This is a genomic window from Vibrio rotiferianus CAIM 577 = LMG 21460 (assembly GCF_002741985.1).
Taxonomy (GTDB): Bacteria; Pseudomonadota; Gammaproteobacteria; order Enterobacterales; family Vibrionaceae; genus Vibrio; species Vibrio rotiferianus.
In genome coordinates this window covers 35,274-52,489 of the sequence record NZ_APHW01000036.1, presented here as the reverse complement: position 1 = coordinate 52,489, position 17,216 = coordinate 35,274, and the positions used below count along the sequence as shown (strand labels likewise).

18 protein-coding genes are annotated in these 17,216 nt (G+C 47.0%); 12 read left to right on the top strand and 6 right to left on the bottom strand.

The window, feature by feature from the left end; all coding sequences use genetic code 11:
- The first annotated feature begins 29 nt into the window (after positions 1 to 29).
- The 10 genes from B853_RS15225 to glmU all read left to right on the top strand — a co-directional run bounded on the left by B853_RS15225 (position 30) and on the right by glmU (position 8,495).
- Positions 30 to 419, top strand: coding sequence for a F0F1 ATP synthase subunit I (locus tag B853_RS15225; RefSeq protein WP_010444753.1), 390 nt, complete (start codon positions 30 to 32; stop codon positions 417 to 419).
- A gap of 8 nt (positions 420 to 427) precedes the next feature.
- Entirely contained in the window at positions 428 to 1,240 is an 813-nt protein-coding gene (gene atpB / locus B853_RS15220) for a F0F1 ATP synthase subunit A (RefSeq protein ID WP_010444751.1), read from the top strand.
- A gap of 55 nt (positions 1,241 to 1,295) precedes the next feature.
- Entirely contained in the window at positions 1,296 to 1,550 is a 255-nt protein-coding gene (gene atpE, locus B853_RS15215; protein WP_002540812.1) for a F0F1 ATP synthase subunit C, read from the top strand.
- Between the two features lie 71 nt (positions 1,551 to 1,621).
- Entirely contained in the window at positions 1,622 to 2,092 is a 471-nt protein-coding gene (atpF, locus tag B853_RS15210; RefSeq protein WP_005451032.1) for a F0F1 ATP synthase subunit B, read from the top strand.
- 14 nt (positions 2,093 to 2,106) lie between these two features.
- Positions 2,107 to 2,640, top strand: coding sequence for a F0F1 ATP synthase subunit delta (atpH, locus tag B853_RS15205; RefSeq protein WP_010444722.1), 534 nt, complete (start codon positions 2,107 to 2,109; stop codon positions 2,638 to 2,640).
- A 13-nt stretch (positions 2,641 to 2,653) separates the two neighbouring features.
- Positions 2,654 to 4,195, top strand: coding sequence for a F0F1 ATP synthase subunit alpha (atpA, locus tag B853_RS15200; RefSeq protein ID WP_005451027.1), 1,542 nt, complete (start codon positions 2,654 to 2,656; stop codon positions 4,193 to 4,195).
- A gap of 44 nt (positions 4,196 to 4,239) precedes the next feature.
- A complete protein-coding gene (gene atpG / locus B853_RS15195) occupies positions 4,240 to 5,106 on the top strand; it encodes a F0F1 ATP synthase subunit gamma (RefSeq protein WP_010444718.1) in 867 nt (288 codons plus the stop codon).
- A gap of 35 nt (positions 5,107 to 5,141) precedes the next feature.
- The gene (gene atpD / locus B853_RS15190) at positions 5,142 to 6,545 is read left to right on the top strand and encodes a F0F1 ATP synthase subunit beta (RefSeq protein WP_010444716.1); all 1,404 of its coding nucleotides are present in this window, start codon (positions 5,142 to 5,144) and stop codon (positions 6,543 to 6,545) included.
- A gap of 18 nt (positions 6,546 to 6,563) precedes the next feature.
- Positions 6,564 to 6,986, top strand: coding sequence for a F0F1 ATP synthase subunit epsilon (locus tag B853_RS15185; protein WP_005429758.1), 423 nt, complete (start codon positions 6,564 to 6,566; stop codon positions 6,984 to 6,986).
- Positions 6,987 to 7,133: 147 nt separating this feature from the next.
- Complete coding sequence (gene glmU / locus B853_RS15180) at positions 7,134 to 8,495, top strand: bifunctional UDP-N-acetylglucosamine diphosphorylase/glucosamine-1-phosphate N-acetyltransferase GlmU (RefSeq protein ID WP_038885237.1); 1,362 nt, start codon at positions 7,134 to 7,136, stop codon at positions 8,493 to 8,495.
- Positions 8,496 to 8,580: 85 nt separating this feature from the next.
- Here the strand turns inward: glmU and B853_RS15175 are convergent, their stop codons facing one another.
- Entirely contained in the window at positions 8,581 to 9,321 is a 741-nt protein-coding gene (locus B853_RS15175; RefSeq protein WP_038885236.1) for an amino acid ABC transporter permease, read from the bottom strand.
- 102 nt (positions 9,322 to 9,423) lie between these two features.
- Here B853_RS15175 and B853_RS15170 point away from each other — a divergent pair, with 102 nt between their 5' ends.
- Complete coding sequence (locus B853_RS15170) at positions 9,424 to 10,200, top strand: transporter substrate-binding domain-containing protein (protein WP_038885235.1); 777 nt, start codon at positions 9,424 to 9,426, stop codon at positions 10,198 to 10,200.
- An 83-nt stretch (positions 10,201 to 10,283) separates the two neighbouring features.
- Here B853_RS15170 and punC read toward each other — a convergent pair whose 3' ends face one another.
- Positions 10,284 to 11,489 (bottom strand): purine nucleoside transporter PunC, encoded by a 1,206-nt coding sequence (gene punC, locus B853_RS15165; protein ID WP_038885234.1) that lies wholly within the window; start codon positions 11,487 to 11,489, stop codon positions 10,284 to 10,286.
- 153 nt (positions 11,490 to 11,642) lie between these two features.
- On the opposite strand from punC, the gene punR reads away from it, so the two are divergent.
- Entirely contained in the window at positions 11,643 to 12,545 is a 903-nt protein-coding gene (punR, locus tag B853_RS15160; protein WP_038885233.1) for a DNA-binding transcriptional activator PunR, read from the top strand.
- A 38-nt stretch (positions 12,546 to 12,583) separates the two neighbouring features.
- Here punR and ilvA read toward each other — a convergent pair whose 3' ends face one another.
- Genes ilvA through ilvM form a run of 4 tightly spaced genes read right to left on the bottom strand, consistent with a single transcriptional unit; the run spans position 12,584 to position 17,207 of the window.
- Positions 12,584 to 14,113: a threonine ammonia-lyase, biosynthetic gene (gene ilvA / locus B853_RS15155; RefSeq protein WP_038885232.1), complete on the bottom strand. Its 1,530-nt coding sequence runs from the start codon at positions 14,111 to 14,113 to the stop codon at positions 12,584 to 12,586.
- Between the two features lie 3 nt (positions 14,114 to 14,116).
- Entirely contained in the window at positions 14,117 to 15,958 is a 1,842-nt protein-coding gene (gene ilvD / locus B853_RS15150; RefSeq protein WP_038885231.1) for a dihydroxy-acid dehydratase, read from the bottom strand.
- 13 nt (positions 15,959 to 15,971) lie between these two features.
- Complete coding sequence (ilvE, locus tag B853_RS15145) at positions 15,972 to 16,910, bottom strand: branched-chain-amino-acid transaminase (protein WP_038885230.1); 939 nt, start codon at positions 16,908 to 16,910, stop codon at positions 15,972 to 15,974.
- A gap of 12 nt (positions 16,911 to 16,922) precedes the next feature.
- Complete coding sequence (gene ilvM / locus B853_RS15140) at positions 16,923 to 17,207, bottom strand: acetolactate synthase 2 small subunit (protein WP_005429819.1); 285 nt, start codon at positions 17,205 to 17,207, stop codon at positions 16,923 to 16,925.
- Positions 17,208 to 17,216 lie beyond the last annotated feature (9 nt).

Sequence of the window (17,216 nt, the reverse complement as noted above, 5' to 3'; positions counted from 1 at the left end):
GAAGTGGATATTACTAGAGGTACGAATACATGGTAGCTGCGTTAGCTAGACCAGGACGAGAGCTCGCAAGGCAATTGTTGATGATCCAGTCTGGCGCGGTTATTTTTGTGGCTGCAGGAATGGCGATAGCCGTGAATCCTGAATGGGGACTTTCAGCGCTGGTTGGTGGGGGCATTTTTGTTGTTGCCAACGCTGTCTTTGCGTTTTGTGCTTTTATGTTTAGTGGAGCTCGCGCTGCCAAGCGTGTCGCGGCCTCTTTCTACACAGGTGAAGTTCTGAAAATTCTCATCACGGTTGTGTTGTTCTACGTAGCCTACATGTATATGCAGGTGGAACTCGTTCCCCTCAAACTAACCTATTTGCTGGTACTAGGTATTAATATCTGTGCACCAGTGCTATTCATTAACAACAAAAAATAGGATGAGTTATGGCTGCGCCAGGTGAAGCGCTAACATCGTCCGGATACATTGCCCACCACTTATCAAACCTATCTTTAGCTAAGTTAGGCTTGGTAGCGGATGAAGCAAGTTTCTGGAACGTACATATCGATAGCCTGTTTTTTTCTTGGTTTACTGGTTTAATTTTCCTAGGAATTTTTTACAAAGTAGCGAAGAAAACAACAGCGGGTGTACCAGGTAAGCTTCAGTGTGCTGTAGAAATGATCGTTGAATTTGTCGCGGAAAACGTCAAAGACACGTTCCATGGACGCAACCCACTGATCGCGCCTTTAGCACTGACTATCTTTTGTTGGGTATTTTTGATGAACGTGATGGACTTAGTCCCGATCGACTTCTTACCATACCCAGCAGAGCATTGGCTAGGTATCCCTTATCTTAAGGTTGTACCGTCTGCTGATGTGAATATCACCATGGCTATGGCTCTAGGCGTTTTTGCATTGATGATTTACTACAGCATCAAAGTGAAAGGTCTAGGTGGATTCGCAAAAGAACTTGCACTACATCCATTCAATCACCCACTGATGATTCCGTTTAACCTATTGATTGAAGTGGTATCGCTACTAGCGAAACCTCTATCACTCGGTATGCGTCTATTCGGTAACATGTTTGCGGGTGAGGTTGTATTCATTCTTTGTGCGGCAATGCTACCATGGTACTTACAATGGATGGGTTCACTACCGTGGGCAATCTTCCATATCTTGGTTATTACGATTCAAGCCTTCGTATTCATGATGTTGACAATTGTTTACCTGTCAATGGCACACGAAGACTCTGATCATTAATTTTTTAAGCTTTTTATTTGGGCACTAAGCCAACAACTATAAATTGGAGATAGTAATGGAAACTTTACTGAGCTTTTCTGCAATCGCCGTAGGTATTATCGTCGGTCTTGCTTCTCTTGGTACAGCGATTGGTTTCGCACTACTAGGTGGTAAATTCCTAGAAGGTGCAGCACGTCAACCAGAAATGGCTCCTATGCTACAAGTTAAGATGTTTATCATCGCAGGTCTACTTGATGCGGTTCCAATGATCGGTATCGTAATCGCGCTACTATTCACATTCGCAAACCCATTCGTTGGTCAACTAGGTTAATCACCTTTAACTCGGGACGAGCTCAGGCTTGTCACTGATTAACACTAAGTCCAAATAGAGGGGTAGCTGTTGTGAACATAAACGCAACTCTGCTAGGTCAAGCAATCTCGTTCGCACTATTTGTGTGGTTCTGCATGAAGTATGTATGGCCACCGTTGATGCAAGCGATTGAAGAACGTCAGAAAAAAATTGCTGATGGTCTTCAAGCAGCGGAACGTGCTGCAAAAGACTTGGATCTAGCACAAGCCAACGCTTCTGATCAGATGAAAGAAGCGAAGCGCACAGCAACTGAGATCATCGACCAAGCGAACAAGCGTAAGTCTCAAATTATTGATGAAGCTCGCGAGGAAGCTCAGGCAGAACGCCAGAAAATCCTAGCGCAAGCGGAAGCAGAACTTGAAGCTGAACGTAATCGTGCACGCGATGAGCTGCGCAAACAAGTTGCTACTCTGGCTGTAGCTGGTGCTGAGAAAATCCTTGAGCGTACTATCGATAAAGACGCTCAGAAAGATATTCTCGACAACATTACTGCAAAACTTTAAGTCTGGGGGCGCATATGTCTGATTTGACTACAATCGCACGCCCCTATGCTAAAGCAGCTTTTGACTTTGCTGTAGACAAAGACCAGTTGGACCAATGGGGCCAAATGTTGTCTTTCGCTACTGAAGTTGCCAAAAACGAACAAATGAATGAACTTTTAACGGGTTCTGTTTCAGCTGATAAAATGGCAGAAATTTTTGTTGCAGTTTGCGGTGAACAAGTTGATGCGCACGGTCAAAACCTGATTAAGGTTATGGCTGAGAATGGTCGTCTGACGGCCCTTCCTGATGTTTGTGAGCAATTCTTCTTATTGAAGAAAGAGCATGAGAAAGAAGTCGATGTTGAAGTGATTTCAGCAAGCGAACTTTCTGATGAGCAGCTAGCAAATATTGGCAGCAAACTTGAAGCGCGTCTTGAACGCAAAGTGAAGCTGAATTGCAGCGTAGATGAGACCCTACTTGGTGGGGTTATTATTCGAGCCGGAGACCTAGTCATCGATGACTCAGCGCGTGGTCGTTTGAACCGCCTGAGCGATGCATTGCAGTCTTAATGGGGATTGGAGCATGCAACTTAATTCCACGGAAATTAGCGATCTAATCAAACAACGTATCGAATCTTTCGAAGTTGTTAGTGAAGCTCGCAACGAGGGTACTATCGTATCGGTAAGCGATGGTATCATCCGCATCCACGGCCTAGCGGACGTGATGCAAGGTGAAATGATTGAATTACCGGGTGGCCGTTATGCACTAGCACTTAACCTTGAGCGTGACTCGGTTGGTGCGGTAGTAATGGGCCCATATGCTGACCTTAAGGAAGGCATGAAAGTTACAGGTACTGGCCGCATTCTTGAAGTGCCAGTTGGTCCAGAACTACTAGGTCGCGTAGTAAACACGCTAGGTGAACCTATCGATGGTAAAGGTCCAATCGAAGCGAAACTGACTTCGCCTGTAGAAGTAATCGCACCAGGTGTAATCGACCGTAAATCGGTAGACCAACCTGTACAAACTGGCTACAAATCAGTTGACTCAATGATCCCTATCGGTCGTGGTCAGCGTGAGCTTGTGATCGGTGACCGTCAGACTGGTAAAACAGCAATGGCGATCGATGCGATTATCAACCAGAAAGACTCTGGTATTTTCTCAATCTACGTAGCAATCGGTCAGAAAGCATCGACTATCGCTAACGTAGTTCGCAAACTAGAAGAGCACGGCGCGCTAGCTAACACTATCGTTGTTGTTGCATCTGCTTCTGAATCTGCAGCGCTACAATACCTAGCGCCATACGCAGGTTGTGCGATGGGTGAATACTTCCGCGATCGCGGTGAAGATGCACTGATTGTTTACGATGATCTATCTAAGCAAGCGGTAGCTTACCGTCAGATCTCTCTACTACTAAAACGTCCACCAGGCCGTGAGGCATTCCCAGGTGACGTATTCTACTTACACTCGCGTCTACTAGAGCGTGCAGCTCGTGTAAACGAAGAGTACGTAGAGCGTTTCACTAACGGTGAAGTGAAAGGTAAGACTGGTTCTTTGACTGCTCTTCCTATCATCGAAACTCAAGCAGGTGACGTTTCAGCATTCGTACCGACTAACGTAATCTCGATTACCGATGGTCAGATCTTCCTACAAACTGAGCTATTCAACGCGGGTGTACGCCCAGCCGTTGACCCAGGTATCTCAGTATCTCGTGTAGGTGGTTCAGCTCAGACGAAAATCATCAAGAAGCTATCTGGCGGTATCCGTACTGCACTAGCTCAGTACCGTGAACTAGCGGCATTCGCACAGTTCTCGTCTGACCTTGATGAAGCGACGAAGAAACAGCTAGACCACGGTCAAAAAGTTACAGAACTAATGAAGCAGAAGCAGTACGCTCCAATGTCTGTATTTGACCAAGCACTAGTAATCTTCGCGGCAGAGCGCGGCTATTTAGCAGATGTTGAACTAAGCAAACTGCTAGATTTCGAAGCGGCTCTACTATCGTACGCTCGCGGTCAATACGCTGAATTCGCAGCTGAGATCGACAAGACGGGTGCATACAACGATGAAGTTGAAGCTCAGTTGAAGAAACTGACTGACGACTTCGTAGCAACCCAAACTTGGTAATTAGGTCGGTGGCAGTTTCTGCCACCAACTAACGGAGAGTAACGATGGCCGGCGCAAAAGAGATACGTAATAAAATCGGTAGTGTTAAAAGCACGCAGAAAATTACGAAAGCGATGGAAATGGTAGCAGCTTCAAAAATGCGTCGTTCTCAAGACGCAATGGAAGCTTCTCGTCCATACGCTGAAACAATGCGTAAAGTGATCGGTCATGTGGCTAACGCAAACCTAGAGTACCGTCATCCGTACCTAGAAGAGCGTGAAGCTAAACGTGTTGGTTACATCATCGTTTCGACAGACCGTGGTCTGTGTGGTGGTTTGAACATTAACGTGTTCAAGAAAGCCGTTACAGACATGCAATCATGGAAGGAGAAAGGTGCTGAAGTTGAACTGGCGGTAATCGGTTCAAAAGCAACAGCTTTCTTTAAAAATGGTGGCGCAAAAGTTGCGGCACAGGTTTCTGGTCTGGGTGATAACCCAAGCCTAGAAGACCTAATCGGTTCTGTTGGCGTAATGCTTAAGAAATACGATGAAGGTGAACTGGACCGTCTATACGTAGTGTTCAACAAGTTTGTGAACACTATGGTTCAGCAACCAACGATCGATCAATTGCTACCTTTGCCTAAATCGGACAGCGAAGAGATGCAGCGTGAGCACTCATGGGACTACATCTATGAGCCTGAGCCAAAACCTCTATTGGACACACTTCTAGTGCGTTACGTAGAGTCTCAGGTATACCAAGGTGTGGTAGAGAACCTTGCTTGTGAGCAAGCGGCTCGTATGATTGCGATGAAGGCTGCAACGGATAACGCAACCAACTTGATTGAAGATCTAGAACTTGTGTACAACAAAGCCCGTCAGGCTGCGATTACACAAGAACTATCGGAAATCGTTGGTGGTGCATCTGCGGTTTAAGCTTAGGTAAAACGAAATAGTTTAGAGGATTAACGATGGCTACAGGTAAGATCGTACAGATCATCGGTGCGGTAGTCGACGTAGAGTTCCCACAGAGCGAAGTACCAAGTGTATATGACGCTCTAAACGTTACAGAATCGAAAGAGCGTCTAGTTCTTGAGGTTCAACAACAGCTAGGCGGTGGCGTAGTTCGTTGTATCGTAATGGGTAGCTCTGATGGTTTACGTCGTGGCGTTGAAGTGGTTAACACTGGCGCTCCAATTTCAGTACCAGTAGGTACTAAAACTCTAGGTCGTATCATGAACGTCCTAGGTGACGCGATTGATGAGCGTGGTGAGATCGGTGCAGAAGAGGTTTACTCTATTCACCGTGAAGCACCAAGCTACGAAGAGCAATCAAACGAAACAGCACTTCTAGAAACTGGTGTTAAGGTAATCGATTTGGTTTGTCCATTCGCTAAGGGTGGTAAAATCGGTCTATTCGGTGGTGCAGGTGTAGGTAAGACCGTTAACATGATGGAACTTATCAACAACATCGCACTTCAACACTCAGGTCTATCAGTATTTGCTGGTGTTGGTGAACGTACTCGTGAAGGTAACGATTTCTACTACGAGATGCAGGAAGCGGGCGTTGTAAACGTTGAGAATCCTGAAGAATCTAAAGTAGCGATGGTTTACGGTCAGATGAACGAGCCACCAGGCAACCGTCTACGTGTTGCACTGACTGGTCTAACAATGGCAGAACGTTTCCGTGACGAAGGTCGTGACGTACTACTGTTCGTTGATAACATCTACCGTTACACGCTTGCAGGTACAGAGGTATCAGCACTGCTAGGTCGTATGCCTTCAGCGGTAGGTTACCAGCCAACTCTTGCAGAAGAGATGGGTGTACTGCAGGAGCGTATCACGTCAACTCGTCAAGGTTCTATCACGTCTGTACAGGCAGTATACGTACCAGCGGATGACTTGACTGACCCGTCTCCAGCAACAACGTTCGCGCACTTGGATGCAACGGTTGTACTTAACCGTAACATCGCAGCTATGGGTCTATACCCAGCGATCGACCCACTAGATTCGACGTCTCGTCAGCTAGACCCACTAGTAGTTGGTCAAGAACACTACGACACAGCTCGTGGCGTTCAGCAGACACTTCAGCGCTACAAAGAGCTGAAAGACATCATTGCGATTCTAGGTATGGACGAGCTATCTGAAGAAGATAAGCAAGTTGTATCTCGTGCACGTAAGATTGAGCGTTTCCTAACTCAGCCTTACCACGTAGCGGAAGTATTTACAGGTGACCCAGGCGTTTACGTACCTCTTAAAGAGACATTACGTGGCTTTAAAGGTCTACTAGCTGGTGAATACGATGACATTCCAGAGCAAGCGTTCATGTACTGCGGTACGATTGACGATGCTATCGAGAATGCGAAGAAGCTATAAGGCTAACTAGGAGGCGATATGGCACCAATAACCTTTCACCTAGACGTAGTAAGCGCTGAGAAACGTATTTTCTCGGGTCGCGTAGAAACGTTTCAGGTGACCGGTAGCGAAGGTGAGCTGGGTATTTTCCACGGCCACACTCCGCTGCTGTCCGCTATTAAGCCTGGTATGGTGCGTATTGTGAAACAGCACGGCCACGAAGAGTTCATTTATGTCTCTGGTGGTATGGTCGAAGTTCAGCCGGGTACTGCTACAGTACTGGCTGATACAGCGATTCGTGGTGAAGATCTAGACGCAGCGAAGGCAGAAGAAGCCAAGCGCCGCGCTGAGGAGCAAATCCAGAATCAGCATGGTGACATGGACTTCGCACAAGCGGCCAGTGAACTGGCTAAAGCCATTGCTCAGCTTCGAGTTATCGAGCTGACCAAAAAGCGTCGCTAAGCTCAATTAGCAACGTTGCATGTAAAAGGCGGCCATTAGGTCGCCTTTTTGCTTATTTTTTAAGGGAAATTTACCTTCCTACGTTAACTATTGCTTCTTAACTGACTACAATAGTCGACAGTTTTATTTCAGTTTAAAGGTAATTCGATGAAGTTTAGCGCGGTAATTCTTGCTGCGGGTAAAGGTACACGCATGTACTCCAACATGCCGAAAGTACTGCATACCCTTGCTGGCAAACCGATGGCGAAGCATGTGATTGATACATGTGCGACTTTAGGTGCACAAAACATTCACTTAGTTTACGGTCATGGTGGTGACCAAATGCAGGCAGTGTTAGCTGATGAGCCTGTAAATTGGATCTTGCAAGCAGAGCAGTTGGGGACCGGGCACGCGGTTGATCAAGCTTCGCCACACTTCGAAGATGATGAAAAGATCTTGGTTTTGTATGGTGATGTACCTCTGATTTCAGCGGAAACGATCGAAAACCTATTAGAAGCTCAGCCAAATGGCGGCATCGCACTTTTGACAGTTATGCTAGATAACCCGATGGGATACGGTCGTATTATTCGACGTAATGGTCCTGTTATTGCTATTGTTGAGCAAAAAGATGCGACAGAAGAGCAGAAGCTCATCAAAGAATGTAACACTGGTGTGCTGGTGGCGACAGGTGGTGACCTGAAACGCTGGCTTGCTGGTCTAAACAATGAAAACGCTCAAGGCGAATACTATCTAACGGATGTTATCGCGGCTGCACATAGTGAAGGCCGAGCGGTAGAGGCTGTGCATCCGGTTAACTCTATTGAAGTTGAGGGTGTCAACGATCGTGCTCAATTGGCTCGTCTAGAGCGCGCATTCCAATCAATGCAAGCTCAGAAACTGCTAGAGCAGGGCGTGATGCTGCGTGATCCTTCCCGCTTTGATCTGCGCGGTGAGCTGCAATGTGGTATGGATTGTGAAATCGATGCCAATGTGATCATCGAAGGTAAAGTATCACTGGGTGATAACGTCGTGATCGGCGCTGGTTGTGTACTGAAAGACTGTGAAATCGACGATAACACGGTTGTCCGCCCTTACAGTGTGATTGAAGGTGCAACTGTTGGTGAAGAATGTACGGTTGGTCCATTCACGCGCCTACGCCCTGGCGCTGAAATGCGTAACGACTCTCACGTGGGTAACTTCGTAGAAGTGAAAAATGCGCGTATCGGTGAAGGCTCTAAAGCGAACCATCTGACTTACTTAGGTGATGCTGAGATCGGTCAACGTACTAACATCGGTGCAGGTACCATCACTTGTAACTACGATGGAGCGAACAAGTTTAAGACCATCATTGGTAACGACGTCTTCGTTGGCTCAGACAGCCAGCTTGTAGCGCCAGTGACGATTGCTGATGGTTCAACGATCGGTGCCGGCACGACATTGACCAAAGACGTTGCAGAAGGTGAGCTTGTGATTACTCGCGCGAAAGAGCGCAAAATCACCGGTTGGCAACGCCCGGTAAAACAAAAGTAAGCCTCAGCTGCTTTCTTTAACCGAAATAAACCAAAGCCGCTCATCTGCGCGGCTTTGTTGTATCTAGTGTTGTGAAAGAGAGAGCTTAGTGACTCGGGATCGCTATGCGTTTCTCTAACCAACGAACGGATTGAGACACCAAAAGAATCAGCAGCAGATACTCTAAGACAAGAAAGGTATAAATCTCTAACGGTAAGTACTCATTCACCACCAACTCATTGGCTCGTCTTGTTAGATCACTTAAACCAATCACGCTGACTAGTGAGCTCATCTTGAGAATATAGACAAATTGATTGCCCAGTGGCGGTAAGATTTGGCGAAATGCTTGGGGAAGAATCACCAATCGCATTTTTTGCCAGTAGTTTAGCCCAAGCGACTCTGCTGCTTCATGTTGTCCGCGGCTTATGGCTTGGATTCCTCCTCTAAACACTTCCGCCATAAAGGCACTTTCTGCAATGGTTAATGCGATCACACCTGCCCAAAAATGATTCAGCGATACATCAAGCAGCGTTGGCATGCCGTAGTATACCCAGAGTAGCAATACTAAGACTGGTATCGAGCGGATTATCTCGACATAGATTCTGTTTAGCCACTTAAGTGCAGGTGAATCAGATAAGGCTGGAAGGGCGACCAATAGCCCTAGACTCATCGCAAACAGCATGCTGAGTAGAGACACTTGGATCGTGTCATTAAAGCCTGCTATTAGAAACTTGATGTTGGTTAATCCCTGCTCCGTAGAAGGGTCAAGTATGTACCACCCCCATTGATAGTCAGAGCAACCTGTCAGTAATAGAGGGAAAAAGAGCCACAGCGTTCGATTATTCAACCTTCATTTCCTAACTTGACTAAAAAATGCCACTTGTTACTGCTATGTTATCAAGGTTGTGTTTGTAAATCTTGAATCAAAATAAGTATATAAGGAAATACAATGAAAAAGCTTATGTTTGCTGTTGTTCTTTGGTTATCGGCGATTGCTCAATTTGCTCATGCTGAGAGCCGACTGCATGAAATACTGGATAGTGGCGTGTTACGAGTAGGGACGACTGGCGATTGGAACCCGATGACGATGAAAGACCCCGCTACCAATAGTTATCGTGGTTTTGATATTGACGTTACCACTGAGTTGGCCAAAGATCTCGGTGTTAAGGTGGAATACATTGCGACGGATTGGAAAACGCTAGTTAATGGCATTACTGCCAATAAATATGATGTTACTGGTAGCGCTTCATTGAATATGTCGCGTGCCAAAGTGGCCGGTTACAGCCAGCCATACTTCTATCTTGCGTTTGTACCCGTGGTACAAAAGAAAGATTTAGCTAAGTTCTCTGATTGGGCGGATTTTGATAAACCTGAAGTGAAGGTCGCTGCTACGCTTGGTACCGTGCAAGAGAAGATGGTCAAAGACTTCTTCCCATCCGCGCAGCACATTGTAATTGAAGCGCCAGCACGTGATTTCCAAGAGTTATTGGCTCGCCGAGCTGATGTTTCTGTGACATCTAATGTAGAGGCGGCAACGCTGGTGGAGAAATTCAAACAGTTGGCGATTGTCCCAGTCAAAGAGCCTCGCAAGCCAACGCCTATTGCGATGCTGCTGCCTCAAGACGACCAAGTCTGGATTAACTATATTAACCACTGGGTTGAGTTGAAGAAAACCCAAGGCTTCTTTAAACGAGTGGCTGAAAAATGGGGCTTACAGAGTATGTAAGTACTCTCTTTTGTATGCACATATAAAAACAAAGAGCCGCATAACGCGGCCCTTTGTTTGCTGTTCTACTGAGATTGGCAGAACTAAAGTTCGTCTTCACTCACCACGCGAGCATTATCTGGCGTCGTGAAGTGCTTGGATAATTCACGGTTAGACAGGATGTACCCCATCCACAGACCACCCATACAGATGATGATAGCGACGCCCGTTACCATCTGAGCTTGGCTTGCCATCGCTGCTACTAGTGCGCTTGATAGGCTGCTCACGGTAATTTGTAAGCTGTTTTGCAGACCAGCAGCGGTAGCTGGGCTTTGCTTTGCACTTGCCAAAGCACGGTTTACCACGATTGGGTACAGCGCACCATTCGCTACTGCGATCAGACAGAAAGGCGCTAAAATTGGCCAAATTGACGTCAATTCCCACTGCGAAGCTATGAAAATTAGTAGTGCAGCAACGCTAAATAGACCAATTAACTGACGCAGAATCTTCTCGTCACCGTATTTGCGAACGCCAACCTTACCTAAGTAACCACCAACCATGAAGGCGATAGTTTGTGGAATAAAGCTCAAACCAATGTCTTTCGCTTCATAGCCAAGTTGAGACATGATTTCTGGCATACCTGTTAGGTAAGCAAAGAAAGCCGCAGACGCTGTAGCAAACATAAACACATTACCTAGGTAAGTTTTAGAACCTAGTAGTGATTTGATGTCTGAAGACATGCTGGTTTGTTTTACTTCTACTTTTTCATTTTTTTGCGCCATTGTCGCAACGACCAACAGCACACCCATAAGCGTTAGTGCAACGAAAATACTGTGCCAACCAAAGCTGTCAGCCAGTAGTACACCTAGCTGAGGAGCGAGCGCTGGAGACAGTGCCACCAGCGGCATGATAGTGGCAAAAATCTGTTGGCTCTGGCTTGAGTGACGTTTGATTACCATCGCTTGCCAGATTACAGCAGGAGCACAGACACCGATTGCTTGTACGAAACGCAGTGCCAATAACTGCCATACTTGTTCACTGAACGCTAAACCAAACGAGGCGATAGTGAATATCACTAGACCTGCCGCCAGCGTATTGCGGTGGCCGAATTTGTCTGAAGCTAAGCCCCACATCAACTGACCAAAAGCCATACCAACAAGAAATACAGTTAAAGAAAGTGCGATTTGTTCTGGACCAGTGGCAAAGTCTATTTCCATTGCTTTGAACGCTGGTAAGTACATATCCGTGGCAATAAAGCCAAGCATAGATAGGGCTGCTAGATAAACAAGCTGTAGTTTTGAGATTTTCATGATTCAACCAATCAAATTATTTAATCACTTTTTAGTCAATATCCGTTGGCGCCAACCCCGATTTATTTACCCTTCCATTCTATTTTTCGATTTTGAGAAAATAAAACGCTAAAATTATTAGTTATCAATCAAATTTTTTGAAAGGTTACAGTCGTGTTCTCGAAGTCTTCGTTGGAAATGCTCGATACCGTTGCTCGTTTAGGAAGCTTTACAGCTGCTGCTGAGGTTCTGCATAAAGTACCGTCAGCGATCAGCTATGGCGTTCGTCAAGTCGAACAGGAGTTAAACGTGGTTTTGTTCCGCCGATTACCAAGAAAAGTTGAGCTGACACCTGCTGGTGAGTTGTTTATCGAAGAAGCTCGTTTACTACTCAGACAAATGGCTGAAGTTAAAGCGCAAACCCGCCGCGCTGCGCATGGCTGGCAATCGACACTAAAACTCACTTTGGATAACGTGGTTAAGCTCGACAAGCTTAAGCCTTTGGTCGAAGACTTCTATCGTGAGTTCGAATTTGCAGAGCTACAAATCAACATGGAAGTGTTTAACGGTTCATGGGAAGCCATCGCTCAAGGGCGTGCTGATATTGTTGTAGGAGCGACATCTGCGATTCCTGTGGGAGGTGACTTTGAGGTCAAAGACATGGGCGTGTTGGATTGGGCATTTGTGATGTCTCCTGCTCATCCTTGTGTTCGTCAGCAAATTCTAACTGAAGAGTTTGTCAGTCAATTTCCGGCGATCTGTCTTGATGATACATCGAACGTGCTGCCAAAGCGTCACACGGGTCATTACCCTAAGCAGCGTCGTTTGTTATTGCCTAACTGGTACAGTGCAATAGAATGCTTGAAGAATGGCGTTGGAGTCGGGTATATGCCTCGTCATATTGCAATGCCACTGATTCATGAAGGAACACTGGTGGAAAAGGTACTACAGGATGATATGCCAATCAGTCAGTGCTGCTTGGTATGGCGTAAAGATGACAATCACAAGCTGATCCAGTGGATGGTGGATTACCTCGGCGCACCGAATAAACTGCACCAAGATTGGCTTCAATATTGATAGAAAAGCCACTTTCATGGAAAGTGGCTTTGATGGCTCTAGGACAAGAAAAACTTATACGACGGGTTGTCTGTTTCGTCTTTGCATTGATAGCCAAGTTCGCGTAAATGCGCAGAAAACTGAGCTAAATCGCTTTCATCTAACTCGAAACCACATAGAACGCGTCCGTAATCAGCACCGTGGTTACGGTAGTTGAACAGGCTGATATTCCAATGGGTACCGAGTGTGCTCAAGAACTTAAGCAGTGCACCTGGGTACTCCGGAAACTCAAAGCTGTAGAGGCGCTCTTTGAGTGGCTTAGACGGTTTGCCACCAATCATGTAGCGCACGTGTAGTTTTGCCATCTCATCGTCTGAGAGATCAACAACAGGATAACCCCCATCACGCAGGTCACGAATAATGTTTTCCAGCTCTTCTTGACCTCCTTGCAAACGCACCCCGACAAAGATATTTGCTAATGCGTCGTCGTTGTAGCGGTAGTTAAACTCCGTTACGGCACGGCCGCCAATCAAGTTACAGAACTCAAAGAATGCCCCTTGACGCTCTGGGATCGTGACCGCAAGCAGGCCTTCACGTTTCTCACCAAGCTCACAACGCTCTGAAACATAGCGCAAACCATGGAAGTTGGTATTTGCGCCAGACAGTACCGTGCCTAGGTTTTTGCCTTCTAGCTTGTTCTGCTCGGCAAACTTTTTCAAACCAGCCAGAGCAAGTGCGCCCGAAGGTTCAGCGATAGCTCGAGTATCTTCAAAGATGTCTTTCACTGCTGCGCAGATTTCATCACTGGAGACCGCAATATGGCCATCAATGTACTTTTGACACAGACGGAAAGTCTCTTCACCAATACGTTTAACTGCGACGCCATCAGCAAACATGCTGACTTGATCAAGCACAACTGGCTCACCCGCATCCAATGCCGCTTTTAGGCATGAAGAGTCTTCTGGTTCAACCGCAATCACTTTGATTTCTGGCATCAACTGCTTCACAAGAACCGCTACGCCAGCCGCTAAACCACCACCGCCGACTGGGACGAAGATATAATCAAGGTGACCATTTTGCTGCAGCATTTCCATGCCGATAGTGCCTTGACCTGCAATCACCAGTGGGTGATCGAATGGTGGCACAAAGGTATAACCGTGTAACTCTGAAAGACGTTCAGCTTCCGCTTTTGCCTCATCAAAGTTACTGCCGTGCAATACCACATTGCCACCAAAGCTGCGTACCGCATCGACTTTGATGTCGGGTGTGGTTTTAGGCATTACGATGGTGGTTTTAATGCCCAGCTTAGTGCCGGAAAGCGCCATGCCTTGAGCATGGTTACCTGCTGATGCAGCAATCACACCTGCGGCTTTTTGTGCTTCTGACAGGCTTGCTACCATGTTGTATGCACCACGTAATTTGAACGAGTGCACTGGCTGGCGATCTTCACGCTTGATCTGCACATTGTTACCAATACGCGCAGTAAGGCGAGGCATCTCTTGCAGTGGTGTCACCGTCGCCACTTCGTAAATAGGAGCGCGAAGGATTTGGCGCAGATAATCTGCGCCAGTTTGTGATGTCAGAGTCATAAGCTAGCCCTCTAGCTTAGATTTGTCTCGTACTGCACCTTTGTCAGCACTGGTTGCCATGCTTGCGTAAGCTTTGAGTGCAAATGAAACTTCACGTTGGCGGTCAACAGGTTTCCAGCCTAGTTCGTCTTGTTTCGCACGGCGCTCAGCGAGTTCTTGTTCAGACACTTGGAGTGAAATCGAACGGTTTGGAATATCAATCGCGATCATGTCGCCTTGCTTAACCAAGCCAATAGCACCGCCGTTGGCTGCTTCAGGAGAGGCGTGGCCGATAGACAGACCAGATGTACCACCAGAGAAACGACCGTCGGTTAGAAGCGCACACTCTTTACCAAGACCCATCGATTTTAGGTAAGTGGTAGGGTAAAGCATCTCTTGCATGCCCGGACCACCTTTAGGGCCTTCGTAGCGAATAATTACCACGTCGCCCGCTTTAACTTTTCCGCCTAAGATGCCTTCAACGGCGTCTTCTTGGCTCTCGAAAACCACGGCAGGACCAGTGAACTTAAGAATGCTCTCATCAACGCCTGCGGTCTTAACGATACAGCCGTCTAATGCGATGTTGCCTGATAGAACTGCTAGACCACCTTCTTGGCTAAAGGCGTTATCTTTGGCACGAATACAACCTTCAGCGCGATCGTCATCAAGGCGATCCCAGCGACAATCTTGTGAGAAAGCTTGAGTGGTACGAATGCCAGCAGGACCTGCTCGGAAGAACTTAAGTACGTCTTCGTCTTCTGTTTGAATGATGTCGTATTTCGCCAGCTGCTCTTTCATTGAAAGGCCAAGTACGGTGCGAGCTTGGTTATGCAGTAGACCTGCACGGTCTAACTCACCAAGAATCGCCATTACGCCACCAGCGCGGTGTACATCTTCCATGTGATATTTCTGGGTAGATGGTGCCACTTTACATAGGTGTGGTACTTGGCGAGATAAGCGATCGATATCTTCCATATCGAAATCCACTTCGCCTTCTTGCGCTGCAGCTAACAGGTGCAAAATGGTGTTGGTTGAACCACCCATTGCAATATCCAGTGCCATCGCGTTTTCGAACGCATCAAACGTAGCGATGTTGCGTGGCAGTGCTGATTCGTCATCTTGCTCGTAGTAACGACGAGTCAGTTCAACGATACGACGACCTGCATTAAGGAACAGTTGTTCACGATCAGCGTGCGTTGCCAGCATAGAACCGTTACCTGGTTGAGAGAGACCTAGTGCTTCCGTTAGACAGTTCATTGAGTTTGCAGTGAACATGCCTGAACACGATCCACACGTTGGACATGCGCTGCGTTCGATCTGCTCACTTTGCTCATCAGACACTTTTGGATCCGCGCCTTGGATCATTGCATCAACAAGGTCTAGCTTGATGATCTGATCAGAAAGCTTGGTTTTACCCGCTTCCATTGGACCACCAGAAACAAAGATAACAGGGATGTTAAGACGCATAGATGCCATCAACATTCCCGGAGTGATTTTGTCACAGTTAGAGATACATACCATGGCATCGGCACAGTGCGCGTTGACCATGTATTCTACTGAGTCTGCGATCAGTTCGCGTGAAGGTAGTGAGTACAGCATGCCGCCGTGACCCATTGCGATACCATCATCAACCGCGATGGTATTGAATTCTTTAGCGATGCCGCCGGCTTTTTCGATTTCACGTGCTACAAGCTGACCCATGTCTTTTAGGTGTACGTGACCCGGAACAAATTGAGTAAACGAGTTTACGACGGCGATGATTGGCTTACCGAAGTCTTCATCTTTTACGCCTGTTGCACGCCACAGTGCTCGAGCACCCGCCATGTTACGACCATGTGTGGTGGTAGCTGATCTATATTTTGGCATTTCCTAATCCTTCTTACTTCTGTTCTGGGTACACATAGTCTAACCAGCCCCACTTATCTTCCGTGGTGCCGTTAAATAGGCCAAAGTAGGCCGCTTGTAGTTCTTTAGTGATTGGGCCGCGTTTACCGGTGCCCACTTCAATTTTGTCGATGGTTGCTACTGGCACAACTTCGGCTGCCGTACCTGTCATAAAGACTTCATCGGCAAGGTAAAGTGCTTCACGCGCAATGTTCGCTTCGCGCACTTCATAACCTTTATCGCGTGCGATGGTCATGATTGAATCACGAGTGATGCCCGGCAAAATTGCACTGGTTGCTGGTGGTGTGGTGATCACGCCGTCTTTGATAACAAAGATGTTTTCACCAGCCCCTTCCGATAGATAACCGTCTACGCTCAGTGCGATACCTTCGTCGTAACCGTGACGACGAGCTTCACCACCGACTAGTAGCGAAGATAGGTAGTTACCGCCTGCTTTAGCCGCCGTTGGGATGGTGTTTGGCGCTGCACGGTTCCAGCTTGAAATCATTGCATCAACGCCAGATTCTAGCGCTTCTTCACCCAAGTAAGAGCCCCAAGGGAAAGCGGCAATGATTAGGTCCATCTCTGTGCCAACTGGAGGACATACGCCCAAGCCAACATTACCGACAAAACCCAATGGGCGAATATAAGCACTATCGAGTTTGTTCTGGCGCAGGGTTTCACGCGTCGCTTCCATGATTTCTTCCACAGAGAACGGGATCGGGAAGCGGTAAATCTTGGCAGAGTCTTTTAAACGCTGCGCATGCTCGCGGTGACGGAAGACAATTGGTCCTTTCGGCGTGTTGTAGCAGCGTACGCCTTCAAATACAGAGGTGCCGTAGTGCATCGCGTGAGTCAAAACGTGAACGTTCGCCTCTGCCCATGGAACCATCTCACCATTAAACCAAATGAAATCTGCAGTTTTCGTTGCCATTTATTGCCTTCCTTATGCACTCACATGTTGTTGTAAGTTGTGATTTGGGAGCTCATCGCTGCGGATTTTGAGTACCTCAACGGTGCGAATATCCCACAACTTCTCAATTTGATTGACCAAAAACGAGATAGGTCGATCGCTGTCGACGATGATCTCTACGCTGGCTACTTTGCTTTCGTGGTTTTGGGTAGCAGCGACTTGTTTGATCACAAAGCCTCGGTGACGAATCACACGAAGAACGCGCTCCAACAATACCGGTTTATCGTCGGCTTTGATGTCGAGTAAATATCTGTCCATGCGATTGTC

Bases quoted from the DNA above. Each gene is read 5' to 3' on its own strand.
- ilvE (WP_038885230.1), bottom strand. From the start codon at position 16,910: ATGGCAACGAAAACTGCAGATTTCATTTGGTTTAATGGTGAGATGGTT.
- atpA (WP_005451027.1), top strand. From the start codon at position 2,654: ATGCAACTTAATTCCACGGAAATTAGCGATCTAATCAAACAACGTATC.
- ilvD (WP_038885231.1), bottom strand. From the start codon at position 15,958: ATGCCAAAATATAGATCAGCTACCACCACACATGGTCGTAACATGGCG.
- punC (WP_038885234.1), bottom strand. From the start codon at position 11,489: ATGAAAATCTCAAAACTACAGCTTGTTTATCTAGCAGCCCTATCTATG.
- B853_RS15185 (WP_005429758.1), top strand. From the start codon at position 6,564: ATGGCACCAATAACCTTTCACCTAGACGTAGTAAGCGCTGAGAAACGT.
- B853_RS15170 (WP_038885235.1), top strand. From the start codon at position 9,424: ATGAAAAAGCTTATGTTTGCTGTTGTTCTTTGGTTATCGGCGATTGCT.
- atpD (WP_010444716.1), top strand. From the start codon at position 5,142: ATGGCTACAGGTAAGATCGTACAGATCATCGGTGCGGTAGTCGACGTA.
- glmU (WP_038885237.1), top strand. From the start codon at position 7,134: ATGAAGTTTAGCGCGGTAATTCTTGCTGCGGGTAAAGGTACACGCATG.
- ilvA (WP_038885232.1), bottom strand. From the start codon at position 14,113: ATGACTCTGACATCACAAACTGGCGCAGATTATCTGCGCCAAATCCTT.
- B853_RS15225 (WP_010444753.1), top strand. From the start codon at position 30: ATGGTAGCTGCGTTAGCTAGACCAGGACGAGAGCTCGCAAGGCAATTG.
- atpH (WP_010444722.1), top strand. From the start codon at position 2,107: ATGTCTGATTTGACTACAATCGCACGCCCCTATGCTAAAGCAGCTTTT.
- atpE (WP_002540812.1), top strand. From the start codon at position 1,296: ATGGAAACTTTACTGAGCTTTTCTGCAATCGCCGTAGGTATTATCGTC.
- atpG (WP_010444718.1), top strand. From the start codon at position 4,240: ATGGCCGGCGCAAAAGAGATACGTAATAAAATCGGTAGTGTTAAAAGC.
- ilvM (WP_005429819.1), bottom strand. From the start codon at position 17,207: ATGGACAGATATTTACTCGACATCAAAGCCGACGATAAACCGGTATTG.
- atpB (WP_010444751.1), top strand. From the start codon at position 428: ATGGCTGCGCCAGGTGAAGCGCTAACATCGTCCGGATACATTGCCCAC.